Origin of the sequence: Cupriavidus sp. DL-D2 (genome assembly GCF_039710735.1) — a bacterium.
Lineage (GTDB): Bacteria > Pseudomonadota > Gammaproteobacteria > Burkholderiales > Burkholderiaceae > Cupriavidus.
Window position 1 is genome coordinate 12,911 of the sequence record NZ_JBDKXK010000084.1, and the last position, 19,107, is coordinate 32,017.

Genomic DNA, 19,107 nt, shown 5'->3' on the forward strand with positions numbered 1-19,107 from the left:
CCGGAGGCGTGCTGGCATTTTCGTTTCCGCATGGACTACGTTCTTACACTGCTGCCCCCGATGATGGAGGGGGCCAAGCTCACGCTGGGCTTGTTCGCCATTACCCTGGCGCTGGCCGTGCCATTGGGACTGGCGCTGGCGCTAATGCGCATCTCGGCCTGGCGGCCGCTGAGCCAGCTGGTCAACGGCTATATCTGGCTGATGCGCGGCACGCCGCTCATGCTCCAGATGCTGTTCATCTACTACGCGTTGCCCTTCGTGCCCTACGTCGGCATCAAGCTGCCCGACTTCCCGGCTGCCGTGGTGGCGTTCGCGCTGAACTACGCGGCGTACTTCGCGGAGATCTTCCGTGCAGGTATCCAGTCCGTGGAGCGCGGTCAGTACGAGGCCAGCAAGGCATTGGGCCTGAGCTATGTGCAGACCATGCGCCGCGTGGTGCTGCCGCAGATGATCGGCCGTGTCCTGCCGCCGGTCAGCAACGAGACCATTACGCTGGTCAAGGACACCTCGCTGATCTACGTGCTGGCGCTCAACGACATCCTGCGTACCGCGCGCGGTATCGTCCAGCGCGATTTCACCACCTCGCCGTTTCTGGTCGCTGCGGCGTTCTACCTCGTCATGACGCTGATCCTGACGTGGTTCTTCCAGAGACTCGAGAAGCGCTATGCAAAATTCGACCAGTAAGCCGATGATCGTTGCCAGCGACATCCACAAATCGTTCGGCACGCTGCAGGTGCTCAAGGGCGTGTCGCTCTCGCTGAACAAGGGCGACGTGACCGCCGTGATCGGTCCGTCCGGCTCGGGCAAGAGCACGTTGCTGCGCTGCCTGAATCATCTGGAAGTGGTCGATAGCGGCGAGATTCGCGTGGCGGGCGAGTTGCTGGTGTCCACGGTAGAAGGCCGCGCGAAGTATCCCGATGCGGCCACCGTGCGGCGCGTCTGCGCGAAGATGGGCATGGTGTTCCAGTCGTTCAATCTGTTTCCGCACCTGACCGTGCTGGAAAACCTGATCGAAGCGCCAATCACGGTCAAGCGCATGCCGCGCGACCAGGCCATCACCATCGCCGAATCGCTACTGCACAAGGTGGGTCTGTCCGACAAGCGCGACAACTATCCGTCGCGGCTCTCAGGCGGGCAGAAGCAGCGTGTGGCCATCGCACGCGCGCTGGCGATGGAGCCGGACATCATGCTGTTCGATGAACCGACTTCCGCGCTGGACCCTGAACTCACCGGCGAAGTGCTGCGCACCATGCGCCAGCTTGCCGACGAGCACATGACGATGCTCGTGGTCACGCACGAAATGGGCTTTGCCCGTGACGTGGCGAACCACGTGGTCTTCATGGATGGCGGCAAGGTCGTGGAGGAAGGCGCGCCCGAGCAACTGTTCGGTGCGCCCGTGCATGCGCGTACGCGGGATTTCCTGGCGCGCGCTTACTGATGCGGGGAGAGCGGGGCGCTGTCAGGCGCTTCCGCTAGAATGGGCCGCCATTCCGGCCCGACACTCATCTCGCCCGCTCCCATGCTCGTCGCGCAACTCAAGTCGTTCTTCATGGTCGCCCGCATGGGCAGCATCACGCTGGCCGCCAAGCAGTTGGGTCTGTCTCAGCCGACCGTGACCTCGCAGATCAAGGCGCTGGAAGAGGCGTACAACATCGAACTGTTCTACCGGGGCGGCCGTCGCCTTGCGCTGTCCGATGCAGGCGTGCGGCTGATGCCGCTGGTGGATGAACTGGTCCGCCAGGAAACCGAGATCGAGTTCTTCCTGCGCAATTCCGGCGGCACGGCCACCGGGCATTTGCGCATTGGCGCCACCGGGCCGTACTACATCCTCGATATCATCGATCGTTTCTGCAGCGATCATCCCGGCATCGACGTGAGTATCGAGGCGGGCAACTCGGCGCAGATGCTGGAGGCGTTGCAGGAATACCGCGTGGACGTGGCGTCGTCGTCGCACCGCGTGGACGATGCGCGCTTCCTGCGGATCGAACTGGCGCGCGATCCGCTGGTGCTGGTGGTGCATCGCAGCCATCCGCTGGCCGCCCGCAACAGTGTGCCGGTGAAGATGCTGGCGCAATGCCGGCTACTGGTACGCGAGGCGGGATCGACAACGCGTGCGATGACCGAGACGATGATGGCTCAGGCGGGTGTGACGCCAGCGTCCACGGTGGAGATTGGCAGCCGCGAATCCATACGCGAGGCCATCACGCGCAACCTGGGTGTGAGCGTGATTGCGCGGCAGGAAGTGCCGAGCCATCCGGATCTGCGCATGCTGACGTTCGACGATGCAAAGCCTGAACTGAGCGAATACCTGTACTGCCTGCACGACCGCAGCGAGGCGCGGCTGATTGCGGCTTTCCTGGGGCTCGTGCACCCGGTTGCGTAAGCCGGACCCACCACTCCAATACAAAAACCGGGAATGGAGGCATTGGCGCATTTGGGCTAACTGCCACGATGGCTACATGCCGGCTGACTACATTGGGGGCTGTTATCGCAACCGCCCCCGCCGATGTTCCAGCCAACCTTCCACCCGAACCAGAGCAACGCCAGACCGTTTCTCTCCGTGCGGCAAGTCACGCGCCGCTTTGGTGCGTTCACGGCACTCGAAGGCGTGTCGCTGGATGTGGCGCAGGGCGAATTCGTCTGCCTGCTGGGCCCGTCCGGCTGTGGCAAGACCACGCTGCTGCGCATCATCGCCGGGCTCGAAGCGCAGGATGCCGGAAGCATCGTGGCCGGTGGCCGCGATATCTCCAGCCTGCCGCCAGGCGAGCGTGACTACGGCATCGTCTTTCAGTCCTATGCGCTGTTTCCCAACCTGACGGTTGCGCAGAACGTGGCCTATGGCCTCGGTGATGTGCGCGGCAGCCGTGCGCGGGAGCGGGTGTCCGAGATGCTGGCGTTGGTCGGTCTCTCGGGCAGCGAGGCCAGGTATCCCTCGCAACTGTCGGGCGGCCAGCAGCAGCGCGTGGCACTGGCGCGCGCGCTGGCGCCCGCACCGTCGCTGCTGCTGCTCGACGAACCGATGTCGGCGCTGGATGCGCAGGTGCGTGAACATTTGCGCATCGAACTGCGCCGCCTGCAGCGCAAGCTGAATGTGACCACGGTGATGGTCACGCACGATCAGGACGAGGCGATGGCCATGGCCGATCGCATCGCCGTGATGTCGAACGGTCGCATCGAGCAGACCGGCTCGCCCGCTGACATCTATGCACAACCGGCCACGGCATTCGTCGCCGGGTTTGTCGGTCAGGCCAACTGGCTGCCGTTGTCGCGCAGTGCGGAAGGTATGCCGATGCTGGCCGGCAAGGCGTTGTCGATTGACGGGAATGCCGATGCCGATGTCGCCAACGGAGCGCCCCGCCTGTTCTGCCGCCCCGAAGCCGTGACACTGCACGCCGCTGACGATGCACCCAATCGCCACCTCGCCCGTGTGGTCGAACACATCTATCTGGGCAGCCGCACGCGCCTGACGCTGGCTATCGACGGCTTGCCCGACGCGCCGCTGGTGGCCGAAGTGCCTTCGCATTCGCTGCGTGCAGATGTTGGCGACAGCAAGCTGTGGATCGCGCTGGCGCGTGACGGCCTGCGGGTCTACGCGTGAGGATGTGATGCCGATGATCCAACGCGAAGCCCACGTCATGGCCATCACGCCCGCTGCATCCACGCCGCACACACCGTTCTGGCGCACCGATGCGCCGATGCTCGCGGGCATGAAGTTCGTATGGCTGCTACTGCTGACGCTGGGCCTGCTGCTGCCGGTGGCGATGATGCTGCTGCAGGCCACGGGCCTGGTTGCGGGCGCGCACAGTTCCGATCAGCACGGCATGGCGCTGGTTGCCCATGTGGTGCAGGCGCCAAATTTCCTGGCGATGGTGGGCCGCACGCTCGCGGTGTCTGCCACCGTGGCGTTGATCGTGGTGCCGCTGGCTTTCGCCTTCGCCTATGCGGTGCAGCGCACGCGCATGCCGCTGCGCGGCACGATGCGCACCTTGGCCATGCTGCCGCTGTTTGCGCCGTCGCTGCTGCCGGGTATCGCACTCGTCTATCTGTTCGGCAATCAGGGTTTGTTCAAGGCATGGATGCCCGGCGCGAGCATCTACGGCTTCTGGGGTATCGTGCTGGGCGAGTCGTTCTACACGTTCCCCTACGCGCTGATGCTGATGCTCGCTACGCTGACGCTGGCCGATGGGCGACTCTACGATGCAGCGCGCGCAATGGGTGCGACGCAGTGGCGCACGTTCTGCACGGTCACGCTGCCCGGTGCGCGTTACGGCTTGTTTGGCGCGTTCGCACTGGTGTTCACGCTCGTCGCCACGGACTTCGGCGTGCCGACCGTGGTGGGCGGCAGCTATCAGGTGCTGGCCGTGGAAGCGTACAAGGCCGTGGTGGGCCAGCAGCAATTCGCACGCGGCGCAGTGATCGGTCTGATGCTGTTGCTGCCCGCATTGCTGACGTTCGGTGTCGAGCGCATCGTGCAGCGCCGCCAGCATGCCGCGCTGGCGAGCCGTGCGCAGCCGTATCAGCCGCAACCGGATCGCTTGCGCGATGGACTCTATCTGCTGCTGACCACGCTCGTGATCGGCTGGATTCTGCTGATGCTCGCCACGGCGGTGGGCGCATCGCTCGTAAAGCTGTGGCCGTACAACCTCGACCTGTCGCTGCGCAACTACGACTTCGACAATATGGATGGTGGCGGCTGGCTGGCGTATCGCAACAGCCTGAAGCTCGCCACGCTGACCATGATGTTCGGCACCGCATTGATCTTCACCGGTGCATGGCTGGTGGAGAAGACGCGCGTGGCCACATGGCTGCATCCGGTGATCCGCTTTGCCGTGCTGCTGCCGATGGCGGTGCCCGGTCTTGTGTTGGGTCTCGGCTACGTCTTCTTCTTCAACCATCCGGACAATCCGCTGAATGGCCTGTACGGCAGCATGACGCTGATGGTGCTCTGCACGATCATGCATTGCGCCACCACGGCACACCTCACGTCGGTGGCGTCGCTCGGTCAGCTCGATCCGGTCTTTGAATCGGTATCGGCCTCGCTCAAGGTTTCGGCGCTGCGCACCTACTGCCGCGTGACGTTGCCGATGTGCCTGCCCGCCGTGCTGTCCTGCGCACGCTTTCTGTTTGTCTCGGCGATGACCACGGTATCCGCCGTGATCTTCCTGTACAGCCCTGACACCGTGCTGGCTTCGGTAGCTGTGCTGAACATGGATGACGCCGGCGACATCGGTCCCGCTGCGGCCATGTCCACGCTGATTCTCGTCACATCCATCGTCGTATCGCTGTTGCTGGAGTTCGCCATGCGCGGCGTCATGCGGCGCACGCAAGCCTGGCGCACGGCCTCCCGTTGAACTCGTTGAAAGGAAACATGAACATGGGTGATATCTCCCCGATCAAGACTCGCCCGGCGGGCAACCCCGCACCGCTGCGCCTGGAAGCCGCCGTGCTGGACTGGGCCGGTACGGTCGTCGATTTCGGGTCGTTCGCACCGACGCAGATCTTCGTGGAAGCCTTCGCGGAGTTCGGTGTGGCCATTACGCTCGACGAAGCGCGTGGTCCGATGGGCCTGGGCAAGTGGGACCACATCCGCACGCTGTGCAACGACAGTGCGATTGCCACGCGTTTCTCGCTGGCGCACGGTCACATGCCCACCGATGAAGACGTGACCGCCATCTACAACCGCTTCATGCCGCTGCAGATCGCCAAGGTTGGCACGCACTCGGCCATGATCCCCGGCGCGCTGGAGACCATTGCCGCGCTGCGCGAGGCCGGCATGAAGATCGGTTCGTGCTCGGGCTATCCGCGCGTGGTGATGGATCGCGTAGTGGCACTCGCTGCCGAAGCCGGTTACCAGCCCGACTGCGTGGTGGCCTGCGATGACGTGCCGCGTGCGCGTCCGTACCCCGCGCAGGCACTGCGCAACGTGGTGGATCTCGGCATCGGCGATGTGGCCGCCTGCGTGAAGGTGGACGACACCGTGCCCGGTATCGAAGAAGGCCATCGCGCCGGCATGTGGACCGTGGCGTTGCTGATGTCGGGCAACACGCTGGGCCTGCCGTACGAAGACTACGCGGCGCTGTCCGATGACGCGCGTGCCCATCATCGCGAAGCCATCTCGGCGGGCTTTGCCGCGTGCCGGCCGCACTACGAGATCGACACGATTGCCGACCTGCCGGTGGTCGTCGCGGATATCAACCGTCGCATGGCGAGCGGCGAGCGCCCGCAATGCGTCTGAATCGCTTGATCGTTGCACCCTCTAACCACTGAAACGAGAAAACCATGACTGCACGTCTTTCCCTGTTGGCCGTCGCCGCTGCGATGGTGCTCAGCACGTCGGCGTATGCCGCCACGACCCTGACCGTCTACACCGCGCTCGAAGCAGACCAGGTGGCTGCGTACAAGGCAGCGTTCGAGAAGGCGAATCCCGATATCGAAATCAAGTGGGTGCGTGACTCCACCGGTGTGGTCACGGCCAAGCTGCTGGCGGAGAAGAACAACCCGCGCGCCGATGTGATCTGGGGTCTCGCCGCATCGAGCCTGGCGATTCTCGACAAGGAAGGCATGCTGACGCCGTACGCACCGGCCGACCTGTCGAAGATCGACGCACGCTACCGCAGCAGCGCCAACCCGCCGGCATGGGTGGGCATGGATGTGTGGGGCGCGGCCATCTGCTTCAACACCGTGGAAGCGCAAAAGCAGAACCTGCCGAAGCCCACGTCGTGGGCAGACCTGACCAAGCCGGTGTACGCGGGCAAGATCGTGATGCCGAATCCGGCCTCGTCGGGCACGGGCTATCTCGACGTCAGCGCGTGGCTGCAGATGATGGGCGAGCAGAAGGGCTGGGCCTACATGGATGCGCTGCACCAGAACATCGGCCAGTACACGCATTCGGGTTCCAAGCCGTGCAAGATGGCTGCATCGGGCGAATTCCCGATCGGTATCGCGTTCGAATATCGCGCCGTGAAGACGAAGAAGGATGGTGCACCGATCGACATCGTGCTGCCGTCGGAAGGTCTGGGCTGGGATGTGGAAGCCACTGCGATCATGAAGGGCACGAAGAACGTGGAGGCCGCGAAGAAGCTTGCCGATTTCTCGGCAAGCCCCGCTGCCATGGCGCTGTACGAGAAAAACTTTGCCGTGGTGGCGAGCCCGGGTTTCTCCAAGCCGGATGCACTGCTGCCGGCCGATTACGAGAAGCGCCTGATCAAGAACGATTTCGCATGGGCCAGCGCGAATCGTGATCGCATCCTCGTCGAGTGGTCCAAGCGTTATGACGGCAAGTCGGAGAAGAAGTAAGTGATGGAAGCACCCGCATTTCAAGGCGGCCTGGATGCCAGCACCGACGTGGCAATTGTCGGCGCGGGCATCCTCGGTCTGGCGCACGCAGCGGCCGCCGTCAAGCGCGGCCTGCGCGTGACGGTGTTCGAGCGCAGCGAAGTGGCAGTAGGCGCCTCGATCCGCAATTTCGGGCAGATGCTGGTGACCGGCCAGCCGCCCGGCATCATGCTGGATCTGGCACGCGAAAGCCGTGCGCTGTATTTGGGATGGGCCGAGCGCGCGGGTATCTCGGCACGTGCCAATGGCGCGCTGCTGTTCTCGCGTGACCGCACGGAAGACGCCGTGCTCGAAGAGTTCATGGATACGCGCGCGCCGGCTTTCGGCTACAACGTGAAGCTGCTGCGCGGTGCCGATCTGGCCGGCCTCTATGACGGCCGCTTCGCCATGCATCGGTCGGCGCTGCAGGGCTTCGACGATCTGCAGTTGTACTCGCGCGAAGCCGTTCCCGCGCTGGCCGTGTGGCTCGCCACGCAGGGCGTGCGCTTCCATTTCGGCACGCTGGTGCGAGGCGTGGACCATGGTCGGCTCGATACCACGGCGGGCGTCTGCAACGCGCAGCGCGTGATCGTGTGTAGCGGTCACGACTACCAGACGCTGTGCGCCGAACAGTTGCGCGCGCTGGAGCCGCAGGTGTGTCGCCTGCAGATGCTGCGCGTGACGCCGGAAGATGGCTTCCATCTGCAGCACGCGGTGCTCACGGGTTTGTCGTGCACGCACTACGGCGCGTTTGCCGATCTGCAGACGGCACGGGCACTCGCCACGCAGATCGAGCAACAGCGTCCCGAGCTGCAACGCCACGGTATCCACCTGCTTGTCAGTCCGACGCCCTATGGTGACTGGATCATCGGCGACTCGCACGACTACAGCCAGGATGCGCGTCCGTTCAATGCGGAATCCGTGGACAGCATCATGCTGGATCTGGCACGCGATACGCTGCGCAGCAAGCTGCGCGTGGTGGAGCGCTGGCAGGGTGTGTACGGTGCCAAGCGTCACACGCCGGGCAGCGGCGCATTTTCGATCACGCGTATAGACGACCGCACTACCGTTGCGCTGATGCATAGCGGGATCGGCATGAGCGTGGGTCCGGCCCTCGCGCATCGGCATGTGGATGCACTGGTGGACGGTACGGCGCTGCCGCAGTGGACCGCACCCGCATCGTTGCCTGCCACGGCCATCGCCTGATCGATCGGAGTGCGCCGTCGTGGCGCATCGTGCCGCATTGCGGTGCAAGGTGTCGCCAGATTCTTGGCACGGAACCTGCGTGGATACAGCGCGGAGAGTAGAAGCGTTCAGCGGCAGTTCTGCCGCCCGGAAATTGCTCGCCACGTGTATCCACGCCTGTTTCCGGAGTGCTTTCCATGCGACGCCGTACCTTCCTGCGCGCCACTGGCGCCACCGCGTTTTCTTCCCTGCTGGCCGCACCGGCTTTCGTCCGGGCCTCGGGTTCGCTGCAGAAATTCAAATTCAATCTCGGCTGGAAAGTGGAAGCGTCTGGCGCCGGCTTCCTGTTGGCGCTGCAGCGCGGCTACTACAAGGATGCCGGCCTCGATGTGGTGATCGATACCGGCAACGGCTCGGCCTCGGCCATCAGCCTGGTAGCGGGCGGTGCCTATGATTGCGCATCCGCAGACCTGGCGGCGATGATTGAATTCAACGCGGCCAATCCCACTGCTGCACTCAAGGCCGTGGCGATCCAGTACGACCTGAATCCCAATGCGGTGATCGTTCGCAAGGGCGGCGGCATCGTCAAGCCTGGCGACCTCGCGGGCAAGACGATTCTCGGCCAGCCTTTCAATGCTTCGCGCAAGCTGTTTCCCGTGTTCGCCAAGGCGCAGGGTTTCGATCCGGCAACGGTCAAGTGGGAGAACGCCACGCCCGATATTGGCGATACGCGCTTTGCGAAAGGCGATTTCGATGCGGCTGCGTATTTCTATTTCACCGGCCTGCTGAACCTGAAAGCGCGCGGACTCGGGCCGGAGAAGCTGACTGTGTTCCGTTTCTCGGACTACGGCATGAAATCGTATGGCAACGGACTCGTGGCCAATCGAAAGAGCATGGCCGAACAGCCGGAGGCGATGAAGGCCTTCGTCAAGGCATCCACGCGCGGATGGATCGAGGCGATGGCGGACCCGAAGGCGGGCGCTGCCGCCGTGAAGGCACGCGAGCCATTGGCCGATCAGACGCTGGAATTCGAGCGCCTGAAACTGATCGTCGATGGATCGATGCGCACGCCCGATACGCAACGCGATGGCTGGGGCGCGGCCACGCAGGCGCGTCTGCAGGCGACCGTCGACGAGACCGTGGGCGCGTTCGGCATCAAGCAGCCGATGACCGCTGCAGATATCTGGACGGATCAGTTCCTGCCTGCGGCAGCGGATCGGAAGCTCAAGGCGTAAGGGGGGCTGCATCATGTCGATTCCCATGATCGATCTTGCGGATGCCTTGACGCCCGGTGCGCCGCGAAGCGCCGAGGTGGCGCAGGCTTTTCGTGCCGCCGCGATGTCATCGGGCTTCTTCTACATTCGCCATCACGGCGTGCCACGCCAACTGGTAGCGGAGCAGTTCGCGCTGGCCAAGGCGTTGCTGGATCTGCCGGAAGCCACACGTCATGCGCTCGCCATGGGCAACTCGCCCACGATGCGCGGCTTCGAGAACCTTGGCGATCAACGGCTCGATGCTGCAGCGCGGCCAGACCTCAAGGAGAGCTTTTACTGCGGGATGGCGTATCCCGATGACCATCCCTATGTGGTGGCGGGCTACCAGACCTATGGTCACAACCAGTGGCCCGTGGAACTGCCGCAGGCGCCCGCGCAATGCCAGACCTATATCGACGCGATGCTGACGCTTTCACGCCGGCTCATGCAGTTGATGGCGCTATCGCTGGACCTGCCTGAGGACTACTTCGATCACACGAGCAACAGCCCGATGGTGACGCTGCGCATGATCCGGTATCCGGCGCATCCGGCCGATGCCGATGAGCGAACCTTCGGCGCCGGTGCGCATACGGACTGGGGCGCCGTGACGATCCTTGCGCAGGACCAGCACGGTGGTCTCGAAGTGCAGATGCCGGATGGACAGTGGGTGGCCGCCACGCCGATGGCAGACTGCTTCGTGGTCAACCTGGGCGATATGGTGCCGCGCTGGACCAACGGCCACTATCACTCGAATCCGCATCGCGTGCGCAACGTGCACTCGAACGGCTCGCCGCGCTACTCGATTCCGTTCTTCTACGAACCCGACTATCTGGCACGCATCGAACCCGTTCCGGGTACCGTTGCGGAAGGCGAGACTCCGCGCTATGCACCGTGCACGGCAGGCGAGCACCTGACAGAGATGTATCGAAAGACCTATGTGCCGGAGGCCGTGGCATGAAGCTCTGGTTCAACCTGCTCTGCCGGGACATTGACGCACAACTGGCGTTCTATCAGCGTGTGCTCGACCTGCCGGAAGCGGCGGCGAGCCGCTCGCCGATCTACTGCGCGCTCGAAACCCCGGATTTCCAGTTCGGATTCAATGCGGAGCCTGCGTATGAACTGCTGGGTCTCGCTGATCGGAAACCCATTGACGGCATAGCGGCGCCGACGATTGCCTATGCCACGTTCATGGTGGAGACAACGGCGCGCGTCGATGCGGCGGCGGAGTTGATGACAAGCCTCGGCGGCACCATCGTCAAGGCCCCATTCAAGACGTACTACGGACAATGGCAGACTGTGCTCGCAGATCCGGAGGGTAATGTGTTCCGGATCGCGACGGTCATCGCGTGAATCGCTGTTCGATCACACGCGTGCCCCATTGATCGCCTGCGGATTCCTCTGCCAGTGTGAAGCCGAACGATTCGTAGAGGTGGCGCGCGGAGTCCAGTCCCTTGAAGGTCCAGAGGTAGGTTTCCTTGCAGTGCGCGTCGACGAACTGCATGGCATGGTTCATCAGCACGCGGCCAATGCCCGTGCCGCGCAGCGAGTCATCGACGATGAACCAGCGCAGATGGGCGACGCCCGTGTCGAGGTCGCCGTCGATCGCTAGCGAGGCGAGCGTGCGGCCTGATTCGACATGCAGCCACAGCGCCTTGCCACTAGCTGGCAGCGATGCCGCGAAGTCCGCGAGTTCGCTGGCCACCTTCTTCTCGAAAAACGCGCCGAATCCCCAGTGCTCTGCATAGAAGCGCGCATGAAGGCTGGCGATATCGCCGATGCAACCCGGCCGGTAGCCTTCTGTAATCTGCACGGTTTCAGCGTCGGACCGACGAGGCTTGCCGACGTTGTCCTTGGCGAGCGCGTCGGCATAGAGCGCAAGCGAGTGCAGTAGCGTCTGCTGATCGGACGGCAGCATGCGCCGCAGTGCATTCGACACCTGCTCGGTAGCAAATCCATCGATCTTCTTGCGCAGTTGCTGACCTGCGGATGTCAGATAAAGCTCGATTGATCGCGCGTCGTCTGCCGAGGGGCGACGCTCTACCAGACCATCGGCTTCCAGCTTTGCAACCTGCCGGCTGGTGTTGGACTTGTCGAGCCGGAGAATGTCGCCGAGGTCGCGCGCATTGATGCCGGGAGCCAAGCCGATTTCCAGGATGGCGTGGACGGCGGAGGGTGCGAGATCGCTTTCCGCCAGCGTGGATCGCATGAACCCAAGCTCGCGAACCAGCTTGCGCGAGAAGTTGCGAAGTTCCAGGATGGTCGTCTCCCGACCCATGTTCGGCACGTCTACGAGGTCCATCATGCGTTCCATATTGGTTGCGACGTGCAACCAATATAGTTGCGAGTCGCAACTGTGGCAAGGAGTGATTTGAAGGAAGACGTATCTTGTGCTGCTGGTTTTCTCCCCTCTCCCGCGAGCGGGAGAGGGGCGGGGGTGAGGGCCAGCCGTGCAAATTGCGACGTGCTCGGCAAGCAGAGCCCCTTGCCCTCACCCCCAGCCCCTCTCCCATTGCATGGGAGAGGGGAGCACACCGAGAGGTCAATCCAAAAAAAAGGGCGACACCTCACGGCATCGCCCACTGCCCCCCCGGTCTTCCCGTCCTGCGGGCTGTTGGCCCGCTTGTGGTTATTTCGTGCTTATAACGCTCCCGCCAACCTGAACTGACCCACTGCGCGGTGCAGCGCATCGGCCTGGTCTTCCAGCGATGCAGCAGCAGCAGTGGCTTCCTCCACCAGCGCGGCGTTCTGCTGCGCCATCTGGTCCATCTGCGATACCGCCTGATTGACCTGCTCGATGCCGCCGCTCTGTTCTTCAGTGGCGGCGCGCATTTCGCCCATCAGGTCTGTCACGCGTTTGACTGCACTGACGATTTCTTCCATCGCGCGGCCTGCGCCTTCCACCAGTACGGCGCCGTCTTCCACGCGCTGCGCGGAGTTGTCGATCAGCGACTTGATTTCCTTGGCGGCCGTGGCGCTGCGTTGCGCCAGGCTACGCACCTCGCCGGCCACTACCGCGAAGCCGCGACCTTGTTCACCGGCACGCGCGGCTTCCACCGCAGCATTCAGCGCCAGGATGTTGGTCTGGAACGCGATGCCTTCGATCACCGCAATAATGTCGACCACCTTGCCGGAGGCCGCCTTGATCTCGCCCATGGTGCCCACCACCTGATGCACGATCTCGCCGCCGCGCGTGGCGATGTCCGAGGCGCCTTCGGCCAATCGTGCCGCCTGGCGTGCATTCTCGGCGCTCTGGCGCACGGTGCCGGTCAGTTCTTCCATGCTCGCGGCGGTTTGCTCCAGCGAGGCGGCCTGTTCCTCGCTGCGACGCGAGAGATCGACGTTGCCCGCCGAGATCTGGCGTGCCGCGCCTGCGATGGAATCGGCGGAACCGCGAATCTGGCCGATGGCACCAGTCAGCCGTGCCTGCATCTGCTGCATGTTGAACAGCACGCTGTCACGATCATTCGGTGCCACCTGCACAGGCGTGGCGAGATCGCCTTCGGCAATGCTTGCGGCGATGCGCGAGGTCACGGCCGGATCGCCGCCGAGCTGCTTCTGCAAGCCCACGGCAATGCGCACCATCACTACGCTCATCAACGCACCCACGGCCAGCAACCAGCCGAGCGCCTTCCAGAGCGACGTGCGGAATTCGGCGTTGATGTCGTCGAGATAGAGGCCGGCGATGAAGTCCCAGTCCCACGGCTTGAAGTTCAGCACGTAGCTCAGCTTGGGCTGCGGGGCTTCGGCACCGGGTTTCGGCCACAGGTATTCGATAAAGCCGCGGCCTTGCGTCTTGCCGATCTGGGCGATATCGCGGAACAGGTAGACGCCATTGGGGTCCTTCATGTCCGACATGTTCTTGCCATTGAGTTCGGACTTGATGGCGTGCATCAGCACCACGGCATCCGAGCGCATCAGCGTGAAATAACCATCGGCTCCAAAGCGCATCGCACGCACGCGGTCGAGCGCCTGCTTCTGGGCGTCTTCGGTGCTCATCTTGCCGGCACGGGCCATCGCCTCGTATTCGGCAACTACTGAATTAGCAGTGTCGGTGACCTGTTCGAGCGCCACCTTGCGATCCGCCAGACGCATCTCGCGCATCTGCCAGACGTTCCACAACGTGATGGCCAACAGGCACACCCAGCTCAGCACCAGGGGCAGCATGAGCTTCTTTTTCAGACTCAGGTTTTGCAGCATCCGTCTCCTCCGTTTCTCGTGATCGATGTCGGGACGATTCGCACGTCGTCCTCCATGAGCGGCGCTAACGGCGGCCCGGACACCAAACTTGATCGAGGATTACTACCAATTGGGTAATAGTGGCGGACGTGCCACTCCGCAGCGCGATGCAACGGAGATTTGTGGCAGTTCGTGGCAGCGTAACGCGCCGTAACGAAACGGCGGGCGTCGAAATGCCGCACGGCGTTGCTCTCCAAAATGAGAACCATTATCATCGGTCGGTTTGGGCGGGCATTGTGATGCCATCGCCAGTTGGCCGGTATCTCCTGCTTATCCTCCTTCATCACCGCATGACCGATTCCACGCCAGTCACCGGCCAGCAGCGCCGCGCATTCTGGCTCAAGCATCTTCACCAGTGGCACTGGATCAGCTCCGCGATCTGCCTGATCGGGATGCTGCTGTTTGCCATCACCGGATTCACGCTGAACCACGCCGGACAGATCGAAGCGCGTCCGAAGGTGGTGACGCACTCCGGCACGGCCCCGCGCGCAGTGCTCGACGCGCTCAAGCTTGCCGCGCCTGCGGAAGCCGCCACGAAGAACATCAAGGGCGAAGTGCCACGCGTGCTGGCTGACTGGCTGGGCAAGCAGATGGATGTGGAAGCAGCGGGGCGCGAGGCCGAATGGTCCGCCGACGAAATCTATATCGCGCTGCCGCGCCCCGGCGGCGATGCATGGGTCAGCGTCGAACTCGATTCGGGCGACGTGCAATTCGAGACCACATCACGCGGCTGGGTCTCCTACCTGAACGATTTGCACAAGGGTCGCAACACCGGGCGCGCATGGAGCCTGTTTATCGATGTGTTCGCCTTCGCGTGCCTGATTTTCAGTATCACGGGGCTGGTCCTGCTCAAGCTTCACGCGGGCGGACGCATGGCCACGTGGCCATTGGTGGGCGCGGGGCTGGTGGTGCCCCTGCTGCTGGCCATCCTGTTCATCCATTGAAACCATTCCATCGAGAGAGGTAGTTCCGAGATGCGCCGACTTCTGTCCGTCACCATGACCGGCCTCGTAGCCGCGCCACTGGCACCCGCCATGGCCGCCAGCCTGAGCGTCAAGGTGGAGATTCCCCGCCTGAACGTGGCCGAATACCACCGTCCCTATGTGGCGATGTGGGTGGAGCGCGCCGACCAGAGCCACGTCACGACGCTGTCCGTGATGTACGACGCCAAGAACAAGGAAGGCGAAGGCACCAAGTGGCTCAAGGACATGCGCCAGTGGTGGCGCAAGGCGGGCCGCGACATGCAGATGCCGGCCGATGGTGTCTCGGGCGCCACGCGCGCACCGGGCGAACACACGATGACGTTCACCGAAGGCAAGGCGCCACTCGGCAAGCTGCCGGCGGGCGAATACCAGATCGTGGTGGAAGCCGCGCGTGAAGTGGGTGGACGTGAACTGGTGCGCGTGCCGTTCGTGTGGCCGCCGAAAGCCGCGCAGTCCACCAATGCAAAGGGCGAGCACGAACTCGGCGGCGTGACCGTCGACGTGAAACCCTGATGCCATCCCGAACTGAATGCGAATTGATCCTGACCGGAGCCTGACGATGACCAAGCCTGTCCGCAACCGAATCTCCATCCGACTCGTCGTATTGGCCCTTGCCGCGCTCGCACCGCTGGCCGCGCATGCGCATCGGCAGTGGCTGCTGCCCTCGGCCACGGTGCTGTCCGAGAAGGACGCATGGGTGACGGTGGACGCCGCCGTGTCCAATGACCTGTTCTATTTCGAGCATGTGCCGATGCGGCTCGACAACCTCGCCATCACCGGCCCGGACGGCAAGCCCGTGCAGGCCGAGAACGCCTCGACGGGCAAGTATCGCAGCACGTTCGATGTGCATCTGACCCAGCCCGGCACGTATCGTCTCGCCGTGGTGAACCAGGGCGTGTTTGCAAGCTGGAAAGAGAATGGCCAGACCAAGCGCTGGCGCGGTGCCGCCAATGCGTTGGCCGCCAACGTGCCGGCCAATGCGCAGGATCTGCAGGTGAGCGAACAGGCGGGCCGCGTGGAGTCGTACGTGACCAACGGCCGTCCGAGCAAGCAAGTGCTGACCACGACGGGCAAGGGTCTGGAACTGGCGCCGATCACGCATCCGAATGATTTGATCGTTGGCGAAGCGGCCAGCTTCCGCCTGCTGCTCGATGGCAAGCCGTTTGCGAACCAGAAGGTAGCGGTGGTGCCGGGTGGCATCCGCTATCGCGATCGCCTGAACGAGATCGAGGCAACCACGGACGCCGACGGCAAGTTCAGCGTGAAGTATCCGGCGGCTGGCATGTACTGGATGGAAGCGGAAATCCGCGACGACAAGACGTCGATCAAGGAAGCCAAGGCACGCCGCGCCAGCTATGCGGTGACGGTGGAAGTGCTGCCGCAGTAAGCGACGACTACCGAAGCCGATGCATCGCGTGCTGATCCCCGTGGCGCTCGCTGCGCCGCCGCCGACTGTTCCGCAAGGGCAGGTGCGGCAGTGGCATGGCGAGACCATGGGTACTACGTGGACGGTCAGCGCCGTGCTGCCTGCGAATCGTCATGGCGATGAAATTGATGCGGGCATTCGCGCGGTGCTCGACAACGTCATCGCCGAAATGAGCAACTGGTCCGAGACATCGGACCTGAGCCGATTCAATCGCGCAGATGGCGATAGCTGGGTGACGCTGCCGCAAAACGCTTTCATCGTGTTGCAGGCGGCCTTGCAGGTGGCGCGCGATAGCGGCGGTGCTTTCGATCCCACGGCAGGACCGCTGGTGAATCTCTGGGGCTTCGGTCCTGCGGGGAAACGTACCGTCGCCCCATCATCCGACGATGTGGCGCGCGTGCGCCCGCATTGCGGTTGGCAGCGGCTGCATGCCGATGACGTGGATGCATCGCAACGCCGCGTGAGACAGCCGGGCGGACTCTCGCTGGATGTCTGCGCGATTGCCAAGGGTTTCGGTGTCGATGCGGTATCGCGCTATCTCGATGGTTGCGGCGTTGCGCATCATCTCGTCGAGATCGGCGGCGAACTGCGCGGACAGGGACTCAAGCCAGATGGCATGCCGTGGTGGGTGGAACTCGAATCGCCGGTGGCCAATGGTGATGCCGATGCCGATGCCGCGCAGCGCACGCTGATCGCGTTGCTGGGTTTGTCGGTGGCAACGTCCGGCGACTATCGCCGCTACTTCGAAGCCGATGGCCGTCGCTATGCGCACACCATCGATCCCCGAACCGGCTATCCGGCCGCGCATGCATTGGCGTCGGTCACGGTGATTCATCGCGAATGCATGATGGCCGATGCGTTGTCGACGGCGTTGATGGTGCTCGGCCCGCACGCCGGGCTGGCTTTCGCCCAACGTCATACGCTGGCCGTGCGCCTGCTGGTGCGTACACCCGATGGTTTCGATGAACTGACCACGCCGGCTTTTGCCGCGATGCTTTCATGATGCGCAAGGTCTGCTGGATCGTCTTTCTCGCTGGCGTGGCACTGGCCATGCTCGCACATGGTCGCGTGCCGATGGCTGCAGGTGTTGTCATCGCGTATGCAGGATTCTGCGCGATGATCGTGATGACGCATCGCCGCCGCCGAGCCGCACGCATGGGCGCAGTGGCATCCACATCGGACAGCGGTGTGCGCCCCACGCTCGTCGCGTATGCCAGCCAGACCGGGTTTGCCGAACAACTGGCCGAGCAGACCGCGCGTGCGCTGCAGGGTGCGGGCATGCCGGTGCAATTGCTGTCGTTCGCCGATCTCGATGGCGCCCGCCTTGCCGCGTGCGAACAGGCGCTGTTCCTGGTCAGCACCACGGGTGAGGGCGATGCGCCCGATAGCGCATCGGGTTTCGCAAGACGATTGCTATCTGGCACTACGCCCGACGCATTGAAACAACTTCGCTATGGCGTGCTTGCACTGGGCGATAGCAGCTATGCAGGCTTTTGCGCGTTCGGCCATGCCTTGTCGGGCTGGCTGCAACGCCATCACGCGCAACCATTGTTCGATATGGTCGAAGTGGACAACGGCGATGCCGGAGCGTTGCGCCACTGGCAGAACCATCTGTCTGCACTGAGCGGCGGCGCCGAGATCGCGGATTGGGAACGTCCGCGCTATGGCCGCTGGCAACTGGTGGAGCGACAGTTGCTGAATCCTGGAAGCGCTGGCGCCCCGGCATTTCATCTGGCGCTGGTGCCCGAAGCTTCCGGGTCACTGGACTGGCAGGCGGGCGATATCGCTGAGGTAGGACCATGCCTGCCGCCCGATGTCGTAGCGCGGCTGCTTGCGCATCTCTCGCTCGACGGCACACAGCTTGTGCGTTGCGACAGCCGCCCGATGCCGCTGGCTGCGGCGCTAGCCACGCGTTTGCCGCTGCCCGATACGCATATCGATGCGTTGGCTGGACTGAATCCACAGCAATTGATCGATGCGCTGCCACCGCTGCCGCATCGCGAATACTCGATTGCTTCGCTTCCGTCCGATGGCCGGCTTGAGTTGCTCGTCAGGCAGACGTTTCATGCGGACGGCAAGCTGGGTTTGGCGTCCGGCTGGCTCACCGAACATGCGCAGGTTGGCGGTCATCTCGCGTTGCGTGTGCGGACCAACCGCAGTTTCCATGCACCTGCCGATGGTCGCCCGCTGATCCTGATCGGCAACGGCACGGGACTCGCGGGCCTGCGCGCAATACTCAAGGCACGGGCTGTACAAGGGCATCATCGCAACTGGCTGCTGTTCGGCGAGCGTTCGGCCGCGCATGACGATTTCCATGGGGCAGAACTGCATGCGTGGATCAAGCAGGGTGTCCTCGCGCGCATGGACCGCGCTTGGTCGCGCGATGGTGGTGCGCCGCATTATGTGCAGGACGCCGTGCAGGCCAATGCGGCGATGATCGCGCAATGGGTGGAGCAGGGCGCGGCGATTTATGTGTGCGGGAGTCTGCAAGGCATGGCGGGTGGGGTGCACGCGGTGCTGACACAGATCCTTGGAGAGGAGCGGTTGCAGGGGATGGTGGAGGCTGGGGGGTATCGGCGGGATGTGTATTAGCCCGACTCTCAACCGCTAACTGTTTGCTCCCCTCTCCCGCCGTGCGGGAGAGGGGCGGGGGAGAGGGCCAGCAATGGGGCCTGTCAGTTTTTTTGTGTGCAGGACAGCTAGAGGCTTG

At 63.6% G+C, this 19,107-nt stretch carries 18 protein-coding genes; 16 read left to right on the forward strand and 2 right to left on the reverse strand.

Going from position 1 to position 19,107, the window contains the following annotated elements:
- The first annotated feature begins 30 nt into the window (after positions 1-30).
- The 11 genes from ABDB81_RS27890 (at position 31) to ABDB81_RS27940 (ending at position 11,102) form a co-directional block, all read left to right on the forward strand.
- Complete coding sequence (locus tag ABDB81_RS27890; RefSeq protein ID WP_137928139.1) at positions 31-684, forward strand: amino acid ABC transporter permease; 654 nt, start codon at positions 31-33, stop codon at positions 682-684.
- Positions 665-1,438: an amino acid ABC transporter ATP-binding protein gene (locus ABDB81_RS27895; protein ID WP_304523661.1), complete on the forward strand. Its 774-nt coding sequence runs from the start codon at positions 665-667 to the stop codon at positions 1,436-1,438. Before ABDB81_RS27890 ends, ABDB81_RS27895 begins: the two co-directional genes overlap by 20 nt.
- 81 nt (positions 1,439-1,519) lie before the next feature.
- Complete coding sequence (locus ABDB81_RS27900) at positions 1,520-2,383, forward strand: LysR family transcriptional regulator (RefSeq protein ID WP_346814158.1); 864 nt, start codon at positions 1,520-1,522, stop codon at positions 2,381-2,383.
- Between the two features lie 123 nt (positions 2,384-2,506).
- The gene (locus tag ABDB81_RS27905; RefSeq protein WP_346814149.1) at positions 2,507-3,598 is read left to right on the forward strand and encodes a putative 2-aminoethylphosphonate ABC transporter ATP-binding protein; all 1,092 of its coding nucleotides are present in this window, start codon (positions 2,507-2,509) and stop codon (positions 3,596-3,598) included.
- 7 nt (positions 3,599-3,605) lie between these two features.
- Positions 3,606-5,351, forward strand: coding sequence for a putative 2-aminoethylphosphonate ABC transporter permease subunit (locus ABDB81_RS27910; protein ID WP_346814150.1), 1,746 nt, complete (start codon positions 3,606-3,608; stop codon positions 5,349-5,351).
- 23 nt (positions 5,352-5,374) lie between these two features.
- Positions 5,375-6,235 carry a phosphonoacetaldehyde hydrolase gene (phnX, locus tag ABDB81_RS27915; RefSeq protein WP_346814151.1) on the forward strand — a complete coding sequence of 287 codons (861 nt, stop codon included), beginning with the start codon at positions 5,375-5,377 and terminating at the stop codon, positions 6,233-6,235.
- Between the two features lie 44 nt (positions 6,236-6,279).
- Positions 6,280-7,296, forward strand: coding sequence for a putative 2-aminoethylphosphonate ABC transporter substrate-binding protein (locus tag ABDB81_RS27920; protein WP_137928135.1), 1,017 nt, complete (start codon positions 6,280-6,282; stop codon positions 7,294-7,296).
- 3 nt (positions 7,297-7,299) lie between these two features.
- Positions 7,300-8,520, forward strand: coding sequence for a TIGR03364 family FAD-dependent oxidoreductase (locus ABDB81_RS27925; protein WP_346814152.1), 1,221 nt, complete (start codon positions 7,300-7,302; stop codon positions 8,518-8,520).
- A 176-nt stretch (positions 8,521-8,696) separates the two neighbouring features.
- Positions 8,697-9,734: an ABC transporter substrate-binding protein gene (locus ABDB81_RS27930; RefSeq protein ID WP_137928133.1), complete on the forward strand. Its 1,038-nt coding sequence runs from the start codon at positions 8,697-8,699 to the stop codon at positions 9,732-9,734.
- Positions 9,735-9,747: 13 nt separating this feature from the next.
- The gene (locus ABDB81_RS27935) at positions 9,748-10,710 is read left to right on the forward strand and encodes a 2-oxoglutarate and iron-dependent oxygenase domain-containing protein (protein WP_346814153.1); all 963 of its coding nucleotides are present in this window, start codon (positions 9,748-9,750) and stop codon (positions 10,708-10,710) included.
- Positions 10,707-11,102 carry a VOC family protein gene (locus ABDB81_RS27940; protein WP_346814154.1) on the forward strand — a complete coding sequence of 132 codons (396 nt, stop codon included), beginning with the start codon at positions 10,707-10,709 and terminating at the stop codon, positions 11,100-11,102. Before ABDB81_RS27935 ends, ABDB81_RS27940 begins: the two co-directional genes overlap by 4 nt.
- Here the strand turns inward: ABDB81_RS27940 and ABDB81_RS27945 are convergent.
- Positions 11,092-12,051, reverse strand: a complete 960-nt coding sequence (locus tag ABDB81_RS27945; protein ID WP_346814159.1) for a helix-turn-helix domain-containing GNAT family N-acetyltransferase — start codon at positions 12,049-12,051, stop codon at positions 11,092-11,094. The genes ABDB81_RS27940 and ABDB81_RS27945 overlap by 11 nt on opposite strands.
- A gap of 338 nt (positions 12,052-12,389) precedes the next feature.
- Positions 12,390-13,949 carry a methyl-accepting chemotaxis protein gene (locus tag ABDB81_RS27950; RefSeq protein WP_160474463.1) on the reverse strand — a complete coding sequence of 520 codons (1,560 nt, stop codon included), beginning with the start codon at positions 13,947-13,949 and terminating at the stop codon, positions 12,390-12,392.
- Between the two features lie 329 nt (positions 13,950-14,278).
- On the opposite strand from ABDB81_RS27950, the gene ABDB81_RS27955 reads away from it, so the two are divergent.
- The 5 genes from ABDB81_RS27955 to ABDB81_RS27975 are packed head-to-tail and all read left to right on the forward strand — an operon-like array spanning position 14,279 to position 18,989.
- Complete coding sequence (locus ABDB81_RS27955) at positions 14,279-14,932, forward strand: PepSY-associated TM helix domain-containing protein (protein ID WP_137928129.1); 654 nt, start codon at positions 14,279-14,281, stop codon at positions 14,930-14,932.
- Positions 14,933-14,962: 30 nt separating this feature from the next.
- On the forward strand, positions 14,963-15,484 hold the full coding sequence (locus ABDB81_RS27960) for a DUF2271 domain-containing protein (RefSeq protein WP_160474464.1): 522 nt from the start codon (positions 14,963-14,965) through the stop codon (positions 15,482-15,484).
- Between the two features lie 46 nt (positions 15,485-15,530).
- Complete coding sequence (locus ABDB81_RS27965) at positions 15,531-16,358, forward strand: DUF4198 domain-containing protein (RefSeq protein ID WP_346814155.1); 828 nt, start codon at positions 15,531-15,533, stop codon at positions 16,356-16,358.
- A gap of 19 nt (positions 16,359-16,377) precedes the next feature.
- Complete coding sequence (locus ABDB81_RS27970) at positions 16,378-17,400, forward strand: FAD:protein FMN transferase (RefSeq protein ID WP_346814156.1); 1,023 nt, start codon at positions 16,378-16,380, stop codon at positions 17,398-17,400.
- A complete protein-coding gene (locus ABDB81_RS27975) occupies positions 17,397-18,989 on the forward strand; it encodes a sulfite reductase flavoprotein subunit alpha (protein WP_346814157.1) in 1,593 nt (530 codons plus the stop codon). Before ABDB81_RS27970 ends, ABDB81_RS27975 begins: the two co-directional genes overlap by 4 nt.
- The last annotated feature ends 118 nt before the right edge of the window (positions 18,990-19,107 follow it).